This window comes from Bacillus sonorensis NBRC 101234 = KCTC 13918 (genome assembly GCF_001592005.1).
In the GTDB taxonomy this organism is placed as follows: Bacteria; Bacillota; Bacilli; order Bacillales; family Bacillaceae; genus Bacillus; species Bacillus sonorensis.
In genome coordinates, this window is sequence record NZ_BCVZ01000011.1 from 50167 (window position 1) to 65475 (window position 15309).

Genomic DNA, 15309 nt, shown 5'->3' on the forward strand with positions numbered 1-15309 from the left:
TCATTATACTAGTTTTAACATAAGTCTGGTCAATTTTCATAATTTCACATAATCTTTTCATTTTTATCCCACAATGTTGGCGTAGGATGCGGATAAGGGAAGAAAGGAACATTATGAAAATATACGGCCGGGTGTCTCTTTTTTGCGCGTGTTAAAGCTTTCTGCCATTTTCGATAGTTGAAGACAAGAAAAACAAAGGAAGTGTACGCACATGGATTTTAGACGCGATGACGCACACAAAAATGAAAATGAACAGCCATTGCAAGAAGAGGCGAAACTACCGGAAACGGCAGGTTCTGAGAATGAGGAACCGGAACAGCAGGTAAAGAAGCCCGAGCTGATTATGAAACAAGATACTGAAGAACAGTCAGATTTTTCTCATAAAGAAACAGCGGCAGCACTGGAAAACGGAAGAGAAACCAGAGCTGCAAAAGAAAAGCGGCGCAAGGCTTCCTGGCTGAGCCCGATTTTGGGAGGCATCATCGGAGGCGGCCTCGTTCTGGGAATATCTCCGTATCTGCCTGTCGATAAACATGACGAAGCCGTCACAGGCAGTCAGGCAGAAACGAAGCAGTCGCAGAATTTTACAACAAAACCTGTGACAGACGCCGATAATGTCGCGGATATGGTTGAAGATTTGGAGCCGACGATTGTCGGGGTTTCCAATATTCAAACCAGCTTCGGCTTCTCTGAGGATGATGTCGAAGAAAGCGGAACAGGGTCGGGCGTCATCTTTAAAAAAGACGGTGACAAAGCCTATATTATTACAAACAACCATGTCGTTGAAGGGGCTACAAAGGTGACCATTTCCTTGTACAATGGGAAAACGGCGGATGCTAAGATCGTCGGCAGCGACGCTTTAACCGACCTGGCCGTTTTGCAGATCAAAAGCAAAGGTGTAGAAAAGGTTGCGGGTTTTGGAGATTCTTCAAAACTGCGCGCCGGTGAAAAAGTAATCGCGATCGGAAACCCTCTCGGCCTGCAATTTTCAAGAACGGTTACAGAAGGAATCATCAGCGGCGTCAACCGGACGATTGAAGTATCGACATCTGAAGGAAAATGGGATATGAACGTTCTCCAGACAGATGCCGCGATTAATCCGGGAAACAGCGGGGGACCTCTGATCAACAGCAGCGGACAGGTGATCGGGATCAACAGTTTAAAGATCAGCCAAAGCGGTGTTGAATCGCTTGGGTTTGCCATCCCGAGCAATGACGTTCAGCCGATTGTCGATGAGCTTTTGCAAAAAGGAAAAGTAGAACGGCCGTTCTTGGGCGTTCAAATGATCGATATGCAGCAGGTTCCTGAGCAGTATCAGCAAAATGCGCTGGGGCTCTTTGGTGAACAGCTGAACAAAGGCGTGTATATCGATAAAGTCTCACCGGGATCACCTGCAAAAGACGCGGGAATGAAAGCCGGAGATGTCATCGTCAAAATGAACGGCAAAAACGTTGAAACAACTTCTGAGCTCAGGAAGATTCTTTACACTGAAGCAAAAGCGGGAGATACCGTCTCGTTTGAAGTGCTGAGAAAAGGCAAGACAACAACATTGAAAACAAAGCTTGCGAAAAGCAAATCATAAAAAAACGCCATGGCAGCGACCTGCCATGGCGTTTTTTTATGTGTTGATTACTTGTCCAAAAATGAAGAAAGCATCCAAATTTGCTTATCAATTTCCTCTGTCAAGCCGATATAAAGGTCAGCAGTGGCATTGTCTGACTTTTCTTCGGCAAGCTCGATGGCATGTTCAATCTCCTGTCTGATTTGGCGGTAATCGCTGACAAGCGTGGAAACCATGTCAGACGCCGTTTTTTCAGATCCGGATTCTGAGATGGTGCCGTGGTCAAGATAGTCTTTCATAGATGCGAGAGGCTGTCCGCCGATGGCTAATAAACGTTCGGCGATGACGTCGGCTGTTTCGGCGGCATGGTTGTAAAGCTCTTCAAATTTTTCATGCAGCGTAAAGAACTGAGGTCCTTTGACATACCAGTGAAAGCGATGAAGCTTCGTATAGAGGATGAACCAGTTTGACAAATTCGTATTCATTGAGGTTTCAAGTACAGGGTTTTGCTGTTTTAATTGTTGAGAGATCATGTAGATTTCCTCCTCGTGTTTTTCATTTGATACTTATATTATAACAAATATAAAATTAAAATCAATACTAAATTATAATTATTTTAAATAAGGTGATTTCAAAAGTTTTCTGAGGACGGCTCTCTCCCACAATCGCCAAGGAAGCCACGAATGGCAGAAGATCAAGAGGCGAACTCCTTTCCCGACCGGATAGCGGAGCTTGTTGAGCCGTTTTTTCGCCGCCATCCTGCCGATTAATTCGGCGACATCTTCCGGGTTTCCATATTGGCTCTGGCTGTTATTGATGTAGGCTGATATCCGTTCAAAATATCGGGCATATTTCGAATCCGGTTTTGGTAATGTGACACGTTCTGCAAAAGATGTGTCCCAGATTTTTGTCCGGTATGACCCGGGTTCGACCACTGCAACGTCAATGCCGAAAGGTCTCAGTTCAAGGCGGAGGCTTTCTGAAAAGCCTTCGACCGCATATTTGGAAGAAGCGTAGGGGGAAAAAGCGGGAAAAGCGATCTGTCCGCTTATGCTGCTGATATTGATGATTTTGGCGCCGCCGTCTTTCTTCATATAGGGAAGGACGGCTTTGGTCACGGCAATAAGGCCGAACACATTTGTTTCAAATTGTTTTCTGTAATCGTCCAATGACAGCTCTTCTGCAAATCCTCCGTAAGCAGCTCCCGCATTATTGACGAGAAGGTCGACCGTTCCGTAATGCTTCAGTTTTTCGGAGAATAATCTGATGGATTGCTCATTGGTGACATCCAGCTCTGTCACCTCGATTGCTGACCCGGCATTGTGTTCGGCGATCTGTTTTTGCAGTGCTTCCGCTTTTGCCGGTTGTCTCACTGCCGCAATCACAAAATAGGTGTTTGCGAGTTTTAAAGCGGTCAGCAGACCAAATCCGCTGCTGGCCCCTGTTACGATGGCGATTTTATTTTTCAAAGCGGTTCCTCCGTTCGAATGCTTATTGACGAATAACCCTTGTCAGAGGGAAGAAATCATTGCTAAAATTTAAAAAGTGCTAAAAGACATAATGTTGAAAGCCGTTAATTTGCGCTGAAAGCAAGGTGAGACGATGGATAGCAAAGTATCCTTCTTGATGTTTATTGTACTATGTATGACGCTGTTTTTTCATGGTTCGGCCAAAGCCGGGGAAAAACACAAGCCTGACATTAAAAGCGCTTCCGCCATTTTGATCGATGCGAATTCCGGTCAGGCCATTTATGAAAAACACAGCCGCAAAAAAATGTATCCTGCAAGCATAACGAAAATCGCGACGGCGATATATGCGATTGAAAAAGGACATTTGAAAGATGATGTAAAAGTCAGCAAAAAAGCAGCTGAAACGGAAGGGACAAGCGTTTATTTGGAGAAAGGCGAAACCGTTCCGCTAAAACGGCTCCTCCAGGGGCTGCTGATGAACTCCGGGAATGACGCCGGAACAGCGATCGCTGAGCATTTGAGCGGGAGCGTTGAACAATTTGCAGACGACTTGAATGCGTTTGTCGCCAAGCGGGCCGGTGCGACAGACACCCATTTCACGAATCCCCACGGGTTATTTGACAAAAACCATTATACGACAGCCGCCGACATGGCGAAAATCACGGCATATGCCGTGAAGAATAAGACGTTTCGGTCGCTTTTTTCAGAAAAAAAAGCCGCCTGGCACGGGCAGACATGGGATACGACGCTGAAAAACCATCACCGGATGCTGACGGGGGAGATTTCTTATAAAGGGATTACAGGCGGTAAAACAGGCTTTGTCAATGAATCGAAGCATACGCTTGTGACAACGGCAACACGCGGTCAGCTTGATTTGATCGCCGTGGTGATGAAGGCCGATGATCAAAACATGATGTATAGGGATACAAAAAAGCTTCTGGATGAAGGGTTCAATGGTTTTGAAACGGTTGCATACGAAAAAGGCAGACCATTTACAGATCATGATGGTGTCCAGCATAAGCTGAAGGAGACTTTATTTGTCACGAAAAAGAAAGGTGAAATTCTGACAGAGGATCTTGGAAGCGACGGGGCGTTGACGATTGAAGGAGAGGACGGACGGCTGATTCGTTCCCTGCAAATCGCTGACAAGCCCGGAACTGATGAACAGTCTGCCGGGTTTGGGGCCGCACAGGGGGAGCAGCACCATAAAAGCGGTCTTTATTTCTTTTTACTGGGCTTGATTGGATTATTGACGGCCAGCTATGCGGTGAAACGGCTGAGGCAGCTGTAGAAATGATGCCAAAGAAAAGGCGGCTGAACATGAAGCCGTCTTTTTTTAACCTCAAAAGGCAAAATTATCTTATAATGGAATCATGACGAAAAAGGGGGACTGTCCATGAGTTTACAGCATCTGAAGGATACATGGGATCTCGACGTGTTTTTTAAAGGAGGAAGCGATTCCTCAGATTTTCGGGATTATGCAGAGGAAATTAAAACCTTGCTTTCTTCTTTTCAGGAGAAGGCAGATGCCCTTGATGGAGGAAAACCGGACATCGGCAAATTAAAAGACGCGATCGGGCTTTTTGAGAAAATCGATGTGAAAATCAGGCAGTCTCAGGCTTATGTCAGCTGTTTGCAAGCACAGGACATGGCAGACTTAAAAGCGAACGTCCTCAATTTTGAAGTGACCCGGCTGACGGCTGGATTTCAAAAGGTGCTGGTCATGTTTGACAACAAGCTTGCTGATATGGATGACGCCGACTGGAAAACGGTTCTCAAGGAATGTTCAGACATTGCCTATATTTTAAACGAGAGAAGAACAAGGGTAAAAGAAAAGCTCGGAATCAATCAGGAAACTCTGATTGAAGAACTTGCCGTGGATGGGTATCATGCATGGGGAGATTTATATGACAGCATCATCGGCCAAATCCAAATTCCTTATGAAGAAGACGGCAAAACGGAAATCCTCTCGGTCGGCCAGGCGAACAATCTGACATCCAAACCTGATCGAAACATCCGCCGAGCCGTCTCAAAAAATCTGGACCATGCATGGGAGCAGCATGCAGATCTGTTCAGCAGCACGCTCAATCATCTGGCGGGCTTCAGATTAAGCGTGTATCAAGCAAGGGGCTGGGATGATGTGCTGAAAGAGCCGCTAGCCGTCAACCGGATGAAGCGGGAAACCCTTGATGCGATGTGGCAGGTCATTATTGACCATAAAAAACCGTTTGCAGACTATCTTTCGCGAAAGGCATCCCTTCTCGGCTTGGAGCGTTTGGATTGGTATGATGTCGATGCGCCGATCGGTTCGTCTGCAAAGGAATACTCATATGACGAGGCGGCATCTTTTATCACCAGTCAGTTCGAAACGTTTGGCAAAAAGCTTTCTTCCTTTTCTGAAAAAGCGTTCAAAGACAGGTGGATTGAGGCCGAGAACAGGAGCGGCAAAAGGCCCGGCGGATTTTGCGCCAACTTTCCGGACAGCGGCCAGTCGAGAATATTCATGACCTATTCCGGAAGCGCCTCAAACGTTTCAACCCTCGCTCACGAGCTTGGCCATGCTTTTCATCAGGACGTCATCATGGGCGTCAGGCCGCTGAACAGGGGGTATGCGATGAATGTCGCCGAAACCGCCTCGACATTTGCGGAAATGATCGCTGCAGATGCCGCGTTAAAACAGGCTGGTTCTGAGGAAGAAAAGCTTGTTCTTCTTGAAGATAAAGTTCAGCGGAGCGTCGCCTTTTTCATGAATATACACGCAAGATTTTTATTTGAAACCCGCTTTTATGAGGAGCGCAAAAACGGCGTTGTTTCCGTAACCAGGCTGAACGAGCTCATGGAAGAGGCTCAAAGAGAGGCGTTTTGCGGGGCGCTCGGCGAGTATCATCCGTATTTCTGGGCTTCAAAACTGCATTTTTATATTACGTCGATCCCGTTTTATAATTTTCCGTATACGTTCGGCTATCTGTTTTCACTCGGCATTTACGCCAGAGCTCTGAAGGAGGGGCGGGACTTTGAAGAAAAGTATATCGCCCTGTTAAAAGATACGGCTTGCATGTCTGTTGAAGATCTGGCGATGAAGCATCTCGGCGCCGATTTGACGAAACGGGATTTCTGGGAGGAAGCCATACAGCCCGCCCTCCGGGATGTGGAAGCGTTTTTGAAGATGACTTGAATCCCCAGCCGTTCTCTTTATTTGAATGAGCTGCAGCAAACGTGGACATAGCTAAGAATAATGTGCATATAGGAGATGAAACTGTATGAACTTATTTCGGATGGCCTGCATTGCTGTGCTCGTCATATGGATGAACGGCTGTCAGGCGGCGCCTGGGGAGCATGTCAAAGGCCAAAAGGCCGCTGCGGAGGACGCGCCCGTCTCAGATGTAAAAAGCGTCCCGTATGATTTGTTTGCCCTGAAAGTAAATTACGGGGACGGAAAGCATAATACGTTTGAAGCGGAGTATCATAAACAGGAGCGCGAAGAAGCCGAAATCAAAGACAAATTAAATGATGCGGATCGTGAAGGGGAGGAAGCTTTAAATGAAATGAAAATGGTGCTGAGCGAACTCTCCGTCACCAAATCTGACAAAGAATCGGCGGTCATTCGCAACGTGCTGGAGGCTTTTAACCTTGATGACGGATATGACCGGTTTCAGCTGAAGGTCAAATGGGCTGATGGAACATCAAAAATATATACCGGAACATCATAAAGGAGCATTTCCGTTTCGGAAATGCTCCTTTCACTTTACAAAGCTTGGTGTATATACTCACGCATTTAAAACACATCGGGTTTGCCTGATGAATTACTACGATTTCAGAAAATATTTTTCAATGTCATCAAGGAACAGGTATGCCGCTTTAACACCGCCGGCCGTTGTCCAGATGGCATCATCGACTTCATGCGCATTTCCGGATTTTACGGCATTCAGCTTTTTCCAAAGCGGATCGCTTGTCCAGTCATTTTTCCATGTCAACGCATCCTTTTTGCTTTCGGCAGGTTGATATGTGAAATAAAACAGAACATCCCCGTCCATTTCCGGAATCGATTCTTTGCTTTCCGTCATAAATACAAATTTGTCTTTTTGTTTTTCAAACAGCTTTTTCTGCTTTTCAGGGAAATCGAATCCGAGCTGTTTCAAAATAATACCCGGGAATGAATCTTCATAATAGATCCTTGACTGGCCGGCCATGAATCGGATGACTGAAACCCGTTTCTTTTTCTGATCGCCAAGCTTTTTGCTTAATTCGCTGACCCGGTTATCAAAATTCTTTAACACTTCTTTTCCTTTAGCCTCTTTGTTGACCGCTTTTGCATAAAGCGAGAAGTTGTCTTTCCATTCGCCGCGGAGCGTTTCGGAGAAGACCGTTGGAGCGATTTGTTCAAGCTTGTCATAAATTTTTTCATGCCTCATTTTGTTCCCGATGATCAGATCGGGCTTCAGTTCGGCAATTGCTTCAATATTCGGCTCGCCTTCAAGTCCGACTTCTTTTACGCCTTTCATCTCATCTTTGATGTGGCTGTACCACGGATCGCCCGTCCATGATTTGACTGCGCCCACCGGTTTAATCCCCAGCTCCAAAAGCGCTTCTGTCCCTTCATTTGTCAGCACGACCACCCTTTTGGGATCAGCTGGTACTTTATTCTCAGTGCCCATTGCATGCTTAACGGTTATCGTATTCTTGCTTTCTCCGCCGCTTGCGGAATCATCTTTACCGCCGCTGCAGGCCGCAAGTGCGGAAACCGCTAACAATGCGATGAGTCCGATTAATGACCATCTTTTCATGTGTGTCCTCCTCAGAATGAAAGTCTTTCATCATGATCTTAATTTTGACAAAGAATTTTGTCAATTGTTAATTGAAAATGATTTTCAAGATCAGTGTTATCTGATACAATAGCCAGTAGATGTGCAGTTAAAGTAGGAGAAAATATGTATGCTCTTCACAACGAATAAATATAGAACAATCGCACTACTGGCTTTCATTTTGATTTTAATAGCCGCCATTTGCGCCAGCGTCGTCTATGGCTACACAAATACGTCCTGGTCAATGGCCTACAAAGCGTTCACTGATTTTAACGGTTCAAACGAGCACCTCGTGCTGAGAAACGTGCGTTTGCCGCGCGCTTTGATCGCCGCCGTTGTTGGCGCTTCACTCGGAGTCGCCGGCGCTTTAATGCAGGCGATGACGAAAAATCCTCTCGCCTCACCCGGCATTTTCGGGGTGAATGCTGGGGCCGGTTTTTTCGTCGTCTGCGCTCTGTTTTTCTTTCATATCGGATCGCTTCAGGCGGTTGCGTGGATTTCGTTTGCCGGAGCGGCGTTTGCTGCTTCAGCCGTTTATTTTATCGGCTCACTTGGAAGGGAAGGCTTGACCCCTGTAAAGCTGACGCTTGCCGGAGCTGCGATGTCGGCGTTGTTTTCATCTTTGACACAAGGGATGCTCTCAGTTAATGAAGCGGCTCTTGAGCAGGCGCTCTTTTGGCTGGCAGGCTCTGTACAGGGGCGCGACCTCAGTCTGCTGCTATCTGTCCTGCCTTATATTGTGCCGGCATTCATCATCAGCTTTCTGCTGGGCTCCAAAATCAATGTGCTGACAATGGGGGAGGAAGTGGCCAAAAGCCTTGGCCAGAAGACATGGCTTGTCAAAGCGCTGATGGCTCTCTCAATTATTTTGCTTGCCGGCGGTTCGGTAGCGGTTGCCGGGCCGATCGGCTTCATCGGCATCGTCATCCCGCATTTTGCGAAATTCATCGTCGGTCATGATCATCGCTGGGTTCTGCCATACTGCGCCGTACTCGGTGCGATCCTGCTCGTGGCCGCCGATATCGGCGCAAGGTACCTGATTATGCCTGAAGAGGTTCCGGTCGGCGTCATGACAGCCATCATTGGAATACCCATTTTTGTATACATTGCGAGAAGGGGGTTCCAACATTGAAGAATTATCGCACACTGCGGATCGGGAAAAGCGGCGTCTCATTTTTAATCGGCAAAAAAGCGCTGCTTTCCTTTATCATCTTATTGCTTGCCACGGCATTGGCCGTCGTGCTCAGCGCGGGGATCGGCGAACGGTTTATTTCCCCGGGGACCGTGTTGAGGACCTTTTTTGGAGCCGGAGATCCGGCGGATGAACTGATCATCATGTCATTTAGAATGCCGAGAATTTTGGTTGCGTTGTTTGCGGGAATCTGTCTGGCGGCGGCCGGATCCATTCTTCAAGGGCTGATTCGCAACCCGCTGGCGTCTCCGGACGTAATCGGTGTTACAGGCGGGGCATCGGTTGCCGTCGTCTTGTTTTTAATGCTGTTCTCAAACAGCAGCAACGCGCTTACGGTCAGCCTCGGCTGGCTTCCTGTCGCCGCATTTATCGGTGCGGCATTGGCCGGGATGCTCGTATATGTTCTGTCTTATAAAAACGGCGCCTCTACATTTCGGCTCATTTTAATCGGCATCGGCTTTTCAATGCTGGCCCAGTCTTTAACGACTCTGTTTATGATTAAAGGGCCGATATACAGAATGTCACAGGCGAATGTATGGATTACCGGATCAGTATATGGATCGAACTGGCAGGATGTGCATATTTTATTGCCGTCTGCGCTCATCCTTTTAGTGATATGCGCTGCAGCTGCCAGAAGCATCAACATTCAGACGCTCGGGGAAGAATTGGCGACAGGCGCAGGCAGCGCCGTTCAGCAGAATCGCTTTTTGCTTCTTTTGCTGAGCACCGGCTTTGCCGGAATCGCTGTCGCTTTTTCCGGAACCGTCGGCTTTGTCGGCCTGATGGCTCCACATATCGCAAGAAGGCTTGTCGGCTCTTCATTCGGAGCCCTCTTGCCGGTCGCTTCGCTGATTGGCGGACTGCTGGTTCTTACGGCCGATCTGATCGGGAGAACGCTGTTTTCTCCTGTTGAAGTGCCTGCGGGCGTGTTCACGGCCGCAATCGGAGCCCCTTATTTCATCTACTTGCTGTATAAAAGCAGAAACCAATAAAAGGAGAGATTTCATTTATGAGTGCCATTTCAACAGAAACGTTAAGCTTAGGCTATGGAGAAACAATCATTATTGATGAATTAAACTTAACGATACCAAAAGGTGAAATCACTGTATTTATCGGCAGCAACGGCTGCGGTAAATCGACTCTCCTTCGGTCTCTTGCGCGTTTGATGAAGCCAAAAGGCGGGTCTGTGCTGCTTGAGGGCAAATCGATCGCCAAGCTTCCGACAAAAGAGGTGGCAAAAGAGCTCGCCATTCTTCCTCAAGGACCTGCGGCACCGGAAGGCTTGACGGTTCTCCAGCTTGTCAAGCAGGGAAGATATCCTTATCAAAATTGGCTCAAACAATGGTCTGCGGAAGATGAAGAAGCCGTCAATAAAGCATTAAAAGCGACCAGAATGGAAGAGCTTGCCGAGCGTACGGTCGATTCATTATCAGGCGGCCAGCGTCAGCGCGCCTGGATCGCCATGACGCTCGCCCAGGAAACGGATATCATTTTATTGGATGAACCGACGACATATTTAGATATGACCCATCAAATCGAAATTCTCGATCTTCTGTTTGAATTAAATGAACATGAAAAGCGCACAATTGTGATGGTGCTTCATGATTTGAATCTCGCCTGCCGCTATGCGCATCATTTAGTGGCGATCAAGGATAAGCAGATTTATGCGGAAGGCAGACCTGAATCGATTATTAACTGTCAGCTTGTCCAGGATGTGTTTGAAATGGATTGTGAAGTAACGAGAGATCCGCTTTTCGGCACACCGCACTGTATTCCGTACGGCAGGGGAAGATGCATTGTACAGCAGGTAGCTGAATCCCATGCTTAATTTAAAAGAAAAGGAGCTTGAGTCTCTGCTTCGTTTCCGCCTTGGGACGAAACGGACCGGCTCCTTGCTGTCTGTAAAGGGCGGACAGCTTTTGAATGAAGATTTTTTGAAACGCTATCTGCACGAGAGGAAAGGGCGGCTCAATGCTCCGAACGAGAAGGTTGCCGCCTCTTTGATGCTGAAAAGCTGCGGAATGCTCGTCGCGCTTCATTTTTATCTGTTTACTGTTTTCGGAAAACGTTTGCCCGGCGACCCTTCTTTGATGTCTTGGGAAATCGATGATGAAAGTCAGGGCTGGCTGCCTTCCTTTTATTTTGACCGGGGGGCGGAAATCGCAGAGGGGAGCCGGGAAGAGCAGCTAAAAAAGCTGACGGAAGACGTGTTCAAGCATCATGTGAGTCAGCTGATTACATCATGTTGTCAGACATGCTCGATTTCAAAGCGGATTCTTTGGGAAAATATTGCGGTTTACCTTTTTTGGATGTATGGCACGGTGCAGACGGAGATGACGGATCCGGAAATGAAAAAACGGGCCAAGCGGGATTTCTATTTTCTGTTATATGAAGCGGAGCCTGAGCTTTTTGGCTTGTCCGAGCATCCGTTTGCCGGATTTTATCCGGGGCAGGCAAAGGAACAGACGCGCTCTACCTGCTGTCTGTATTATGCAACGGACAAAAACGGTGTAACCTGCAGCACATGTCCGAGAAAAAAGCAAAAAGAAAGGGTGTCATGATGGAGCGGAAACTTCAGGAGCAGCTGGACGGACTCCTTGAAAAATATACGGAGCTGCTTTTGGGCCGGACAGATAAAGAGCTTCAGGAACAGGTGAAAATGTGGATCGTTTATTCGCATATCGCCAAAAGCATGCCGCCGCTCGTCAAGCATTGGAATCATACATATCCAGATGCAAAAGAAGGAATTAAAGAAGTCATCCAAAGCATCAAAAAAATGAATGAAGCGCATCGCGCCGACCAGCAGAAATAAGCAGAGATATCTTCAATCTCTCTGCTTATGTTCGTTTTATTGGCTGTTTTGATAGGGCGACTGCATGTGAAGAGTCGATTGAAACTGCTGGTATGTCTGCTGGATTTTTTGCGCATCTTCCGCTTCAACTTTGTACCAGCCGTTTTGAAACATGACATCGTATAATCTCCGCTGTGCGTTTTGCGCTTCCTGAAAAAGAGGCTGAATGGCCTGATAAAGAGACGAGTGGCTCAGTTCATTCAGCGCTGTGGAGTATGCGGATGTGATATATTTTTCGGTAGTGAGCAGTTCATTGACAAAATCCCTGTCATTCATGGCGCTCGTCTTTGGAACGGGGGTTTCCTGATTGCCGATTTTTTGCTGATTTTGCTGGTTCATCTTTCGTCCTCCTATTGCATATAGCCTGACGGATTCTGGTTTTGTGCCTGACGAAGCTGCTCCAGAATCGTGTTGTAGTGGTTATGGTGCATTTGCCCGACGCGGTCAAGCTCTGCTTTTAGCGACTGATCCTGACACTGTTCCGCCATAAAATGAGCTTTTTTCATCGCGAGCAAATTCCAATTCAGCATATCCTGCAAATATAAATGATCCTTTGTAGAAATGACTGGCGGCGGTGCTGTCATTCCCTGCTGATTCTGCATGCTGGACGCCTCCTTTTGTTTTTTAATACGTAAAGATTGCAATGCTTTTAAAAAGGGCTAATGTTCTTCAGGAACACCTATGTTATGCTTTTTATACTGCTGGTTTTGACTTGTGCGTTTGCCGCCCGCATTTTCTTTTTTGTAGTCGGGCCCCGCGTTTCCTTTCATGCTTGCCGCGCTGACTGCCGCAGAAGAAGGGTTCTTTCTTTCGCGTACCATGCCTTCACCTCCTCTGTATAAGCCTGTCCCAAAAGCCGTGAAACATGTAACAAGCGAAAGCCCGGCTGCCGGCAACCATTCAAAAAATTTCTGACATTTTGCACGAAGGCTATTGAACTCATTTCCAAAATCTTTTAAGATGGAAGAAGACAGGGAAGTTTTATTTTTTTGAAGCAAAAATGAATGAGTATTCATTCAAAGTGTGGGGGAGGATCATTCATGGTCAAGCATATTCGAAAAGCCGCCGTTTTAGGATCAGGAGTCATGGGATCTGGAATCGCGGCTCATTTAGCCAATATCGGCATTCCTGTGTTAATGCTCGATATGGTTCCAAATGAATTAACGGAAGAAGAAGAAAAAAAGGGCCGCACTCTTCAAGACCCCGACGTCCGCAACCGGCTGGCCAGAACGGCTGTCAAAAGGCTGCTCAAGCAAAAGCCGGCACCGCTGACTTCCAAGAAGAACATCGGCTATATCACGACAGGGAATATGGAAGATGATTTTGAAAAAATCAAAGAAGCCGATTGGATTATTGAAGTGGTCGTTGAAAATCTGGACATCAAAAAGCAAGTGTTTTCTAAAGTCGACCAATACAGAAAACAAGGGAGCATCGTCAGCAGCAACACCTCTGGAATTTCCGTCAAGCAAATGGCGGAGGGAAGATCACAGGATTTCAAAAAACACTTTTTGGGAACTCATTTTTTCAATCCAGCCCGCTATTTAAAGCTTCTGGAAATCATTCCGATCGAAGAGACCGATCCGGACATACTGTCCTTTATGAAAGCATTTGGTGAGGACGTTCTTGGCAAAGGGGTGGTTGTCGCTAAAGACACGCCAAACTTCATCGCCAACCGCATTGGAACATACGGACTTCTTGTGACGGTCCAGGAAATGCTTAAGGGCGGCTATTCGGTTGGTGAAGTGGATTCGATTACAGGCCCTCTCATCGGACGGCCGAAAAGCGCAACGTTCAGAACGCTTGATGTCGTCGGACTTGATACATTTTCACACGTCGCCAAAAATGTGCACGATCAGGTTGAAGGAGAAGAGAAAAAGATTTTCCGTCTGCCCGAGTTTATTGACAGCATGCTTCAAAACGGCTGGATCGGCAGCAAAGCGAAACAAGGCTTTTATAAAAAAGAAGGAAAAGACATTTTTGAGCTCGATCCGATGACAATGACATACGGCGAGCGCAAAAAAATAAATACGCCCGGGCTTGAAGCAGCTAAGCAAATGAAAGGATGCGGGGCAAGAATGAAAGCGCTTGTTTATTCGGATGACCGGGCCGGAACCCTGCTTTGGAATATCACGGCGCCTACCCTGGCATACTCGGCAGCCCTGACAGGAAAAATCGCCGACAGCATAACAGCTGTCGACCAAGCGATGAAATGGGGATTTGGCTGGTCTGAAGGGCCTTTCGAAATGTGGGACAGCATCGGTGTAAAAAAATCGGTGGCAAAACTTGAAGCCGGCGGCTGGAAGATTGCGGATTGGGTCAAGGAGATGCTTGGCAAAGGGCATGAATCATTTTACCTCCATGAAAATGGAAAAACGTTTTTCTACGATATCAAAAGCGGTGATTATCGGGCGCTTCAGGAAAACAAGAAAAACATCCATCTGTCTTCCATCAAGGAGACAAAAGGTGTCATCAAGAAAAACAGCGGCGCGAGTTTAATAGATTTGGGCGATGATGTCGCACTGCTGGAGTTTCATTCGAAAAGCAATGCGATCGGCTTTGATATTATCCAAATGCTGAATGCCGCGCTTGATGAAGTGGATGCCAACTATAAAGGGCTTGTCATCGGCAATCAGGGCAAAAACTTCTGCGTCGGCGCAAATCTGGCGATGATGCTCATGGAGGCCCAAGACGAAAATTACTTCGAAATTGATATGATCATCCGCCAGTTCCAGCAGACGATGATGAGAGTGAAATACAGCTCAAAGCCGGTGGTCGCCGCACCGTTCGGCATGACGCTGGGCGGTGGAACAGAGCTGTGCCTGCCTGCAGCGCGTGTCCAGGCCTCAAGTGAATCCTATATGGGTCTCGTGGAAACGGGAGTCGGCCTGATTCCAGGGGGAGGAGGCAACAAAGAGCTTTATTTAAATCATATCAAAGGGCTGCCTGAAGGGGGCCAGGCTGATATTCAGCAGGCGGCAAACCGCACATTTGAAAAGATTGCCTTGGCGAAAACATCGACATCCGCACACGAAGCCAGAGAATTAAATATTTTAACCGCACACGATCAGATCAGCATGAATCAGGATCATCTGCTGTACGACGCGAAATCGCTTGTCCTGGCGCTTTATGAAGCAGGCTACCGTCCTCCGGTCAAGGAAAAAGTCCGGGTCGTTGGCGAAACCGGTTATGCCGCGCTCCTGCTCGGAGCAGAAGCTTTGATGCTGTCCGGGGCAATCTCTGATCATGATATGAAGATCGCGAAAAAGCTGGCGTTTGTCATTGCCGGCGGAAGAGTCCCATACGGCGCGGAAGTTTCAGAGGAATATTTGCTTGACTTGGAAAGAGAAGCTTTTCTGAGCCTTGTGGGTGAACCAAAATCCCAGGCGAGAATGCAGCATATGCTTGTGAAAGGAAAACCTTTGCGTAATTAGGAG

General features: G+C 47.2%; 16 protein-coding genes. 10 read left to right on the top strand and 6 right to left on the bottom strand.

Features of this window, described 5'->3' with window-relative positions; all coding sequences use genetic code 11:
* Positions 1-211: 211 nt before the first annotated feature.
* Positions 212-1582: a S1C family serine protease gene (locus BTR1S_RS13300; RefSeq protein ID WP_029418466.1), complete on the top strand. Its 1371-nt coding sequence runs from the start codon at positions 212-214 to the stop codon at positions 1580-1582.
* Positions 1583-1629: 47 nt separating this feature from the next.
* On the opposite strand, the gene BTR1S_RS13305 is transcribed toward BTR1S_RS13300, so the two are convergent.
* Together BTR1S_RS13305 and BTR1S_RS13310 are read right to left on the bottom strand one after the other, a co-directional pair.
* Entirely contained in the window at positions 1630-2094 is a 465-nt protein-coding gene (locus tag BTR1S_RS13305) for a Dps family protein (RefSeq protein WP_006639026.1), read from the bottom strand.
* 78 nt (positions 2095-2172) lie between these two features.
* Positions 2173-3030 (bottom strand): oxidoreductase, encoded by an 858-nt coding sequence (locus BTR1S_RS13310; RefSeq protein WP_029418467.1) that lies wholly within the window; start codon positions 3028-3030, stop codon positions 2173-2175.
* Positions 3031-3163: 133 nt separating this feature from the next.
* Between BTR1S_RS13310 and BTR1S_RS13315 the strand changes: the two genes are divergently transcribed.
* From BTR1S_RS13315 to BTR1S_RS13325, 3 genes are all read left to right on the top strand, one after another.
* Positions 3164-4321, top strand: a complete 1158-nt coding sequence (locus BTR1S_RS13315) for a D-alanyl-D-alanine carboxypeptidase family protein (protein ID WP_029418468.1) — start codon at positions 3164-3166, stop codon at positions 4319-4321.
* 105 nt (positions 4322-4426) lie between these two features.
* On the top strand, positions 4427-6205 hold the full coding sequence (locus tag BTR1S_RS13320) for a M3 family oligoendopeptidase (protein WP_029418469.1): 1779 nt from the start codon (positions 4427-4429) through the stop codon (positions 6203-6205).
* 85 nt (positions 6206-6290) lie between these two features.
* Complete coding sequence (locus BTR1S_RS13325) at positions 6291-6740, top strand: YusW family protein (protein WP_029418470.1); 450 nt, start codon at positions 6291-6293, stop codon at positions 6738-6740.
* Positions 6741-6836: 96 nt separating this feature from the next.
* Here the strand turns inward: BTR1S_RS13325 and BTR1S_RS13330 are convergent, their stop codons facing one another.
* The gene (locus tag BTR1S_RS13330; RefSeq protein ID WP_006639022.1) at positions 6837-7814 is read right to left on the bottom strand and encodes an ABC transporter substrate-binding protein; all 978 of its coding nucleotides are present in this window, start codon (positions 7812-7814) and stop codon (positions 6837-6839) included.
* Positions 7815-7962: 148 nt separating this feature from the next.
* On the opposite strand from BTR1S_RS13330, the gene BTR1S_RS13335 reads away from it, so the two are divergent.
* From BTR1S_RS13335 to BTR1S_RS13355, 5 genes are read left to right on the top strand one after another with little or no spacing between them, the layout of a single operon-like run.
* Positions 7963-8964, top strand: a complete 1002-nt coding sequence (locus tag BTR1S_RS13335) for a FecCD family ABC transporter permease (RefSeq protein WP_006639021.1) — start codon at positions 7963-7965, stop codon at positions 8962-8964.
* Positions 8961-10016 (top strand): FecCD family ABC transporter permease, encoded by a 1056-nt coding sequence (locus BTR1S_RS13340; protein WP_006639020.1) that lies wholly within the window; start codon positions 8961-8963, stop codon positions 10014-10016. Before BTR1S_RS13335 ends, BTR1S_RS13340 begins: the two co-directional genes overlap by 4 nt.
* A gap of 17 nt (positions 10017-10033) precedes the next feature.
* A complete protein-coding gene (locus BTR1S_RS13345; RefSeq protein WP_006639019.1) occupies positions 10034-10852 on the top strand; it encodes an ABC transporter ATP-binding protein in 819 nt (272 codons plus the stop codon).
* Positions 10845-11585, top strand: coding sequence for an IucA/IucC family C-terminal-domain containing protein (locus BTR1S_RS13350; protein ID WP_029418471.1), 741 nt, complete (start codon positions 10845-10847; stop codon positions 11583-11585). The genes BTR1S_RS13345 and BTR1S_RS13350 overlap by 8 nt, the downstream gene beginning before the upstream one ends.
* Complete coding sequence (locus BTR1S_RS13355; protein ID WP_006639017.1) at positions 11585-11836, top strand: YusU family protein; 252 nt, start codon at positions 11585-11587, stop codon at positions 11834-11836. The genes BTR1S_RS13350 and BTR1S_RS13355 overlap by 1 nt, the downstream gene beginning before the upstream one ends.
* 36 nt (positions 11837-11872) lie before the next feature.
* On the opposite strand, the gene BTR1S_RS13360 is transcribed toward BTR1S_RS13355, so the two are convergent.
* From BTR1S_RS13360 to BTR1S_RS22035, 3 genes are read right to left on the bottom strand one after another with little or no spacing between them, the layout of a single operon-like run.
* Entirely contained in the window at positions 11873-12214 is a 342-nt protein-coding gene (locus tag BTR1S_RS13360; RefSeq protein ID WP_006639016.1) for a spore coat protein, read from the bottom strand.
* Positions 12215-12225: 11 nt separating this feature from the next.
* Positions 12226-12477 (bottom strand): hypothetical protein, encoded by a 252-nt coding sequence (locus BTR1S_RS13365; RefSeq protein ID WP_006639015.1) that lies wholly within the window; start codon positions 12475-12477, stop codon positions 12226-12228.
* Positions 12478-12534: 57 nt separating this feature from the next.
* A complete protein-coding gene (locus BTR1S_RS22035) occupies positions 12535-12696 on the bottom strand; it encodes a YuzL family protein (protein WP_081605413.1) in 162 nt (53 codons plus the stop codon).
* Between the two features lie 219 nt (positions 12697-12915).
* Here BTR1S_RS22035 and BTR1S_RS13370 point away from each other — a divergent pair, with 219 nt between their 5' ends.
* Positions 12916-15306, top strand: a complete 2391-nt coding sequence (locus BTR1S_RS13370) for a 3-hydroxyacyl-CoA dehydrogenase/enoyl-CoA hydratase family protein (RefSeq protein ID WP_029418472.1) — start codon at positions 12916-12918, stop codon at positions 15304-15306.
* Positions 15307-15309 lie beyond the last annotated feature (3 nt).

Excerpts from the sequence above, each read along its gene's own strand:
- BTR1S_RS13300 (WP_029418466.1), top strand. The coding sequence starts at position 212 with ATGGATTTTAGACGCGATGACGCACACAAAAATGAAAATGAACAGCCA.
- BTR1S_RS13305 (WP_006639026.1), bottom strand. The coding sequence starts at position 2,094 with ATGATCTCTCAACAATTAAAACAGCAAAACCCTGTACTTGAAACCTCA.
- BTR1S_RS13315 (WP_029418468.1), top strand. The coding sequence starts at position 3,164 with ATGGATAGCAAAGTATCCTTCTTGATGTTTATTGTACTATGTATGACG.
- BTR1S_RS13320 (WP_029418469.1), top strand. The coding sequence starts at position 4,427 with ATGAGTTTACAGCATCTGAAGGATACATGGGATCTCGACGTGTTTTTT.
- BTR1S_RS13325 (WP_029418470.1), top strand. The coding sequence starts at position 6,291 with ATGAACTTATTTCGGATGGCCTGCATTGCTGTGCTCGTCATATGGATG.
- BTR1S_RS13330 (WP_006639022.1), bottom strand. The coding sequence starts at position 7,814 with ATGAAAAGATGGTCATTAATCGGACTCATCGCATTGTTAGCGGTTTCC.
- BTR1S_RS13335 (WP_006639021.1), top strand. The coding sequence starts at position 7,963 with ATGCTCTTCACAACGAATAAATATAGAACAATCGCACTACTGGCTTTC.
- BTR1S_RS13345 (WP_006639019.1), top strand. The coding sequence starts at position 10,034 with ATGAGTGCCATTTCAACAGAAACGTTAAGCTTAGGCTATGGAGAAACA.
- BTR1S_RS13350 (WP_029418471.1), top strand. The coding sequence starts at position 10,845 with ATGCTTAATTTAAAAGAAAAGGAGCTTGAGTCTCTGCTTCGTTTCCGC.
- BTR1S_RS13355 (WP_006639017.1), top strand. The coding sequence starts at position 11,585 with ATGGAGCGGAAACTTCAGGAGCAGCTGGACGGACTCCTTGAAAAATAT.
- BTR1S_RS13360 (WP_006639016.1), bottom strand. The coding sequence starts at position 12,214 with ATGAACCAGCAAAATCAGCAAAAAATCGGCAATCAGGAAACCCCCGTT.
- BTR1S_RS13365 (WP_006639015.1), bottom strand. The coding sequence starts at position 12,477 with ATGCAGAATCAGCAGGGAATGACAGCACCGCCGCCAGTCATTTCTACA.
- BTR1S_RS22035 (WP_081605413.1), bottom strand. The coding sequence starts at position 12,696 with ATGGTACGCGAAAGAAAGAACCCTTCTTCTGCGGCAGTCAGCGCGGCA.
- BTR1S_RS13370 (WP_029418472.1), top strand. The coding sequence starts at position 12,916 with ATGGTCAAGCATATTCGAAAAGCCGCCGTTTTAGGATCAGGAGTCATG.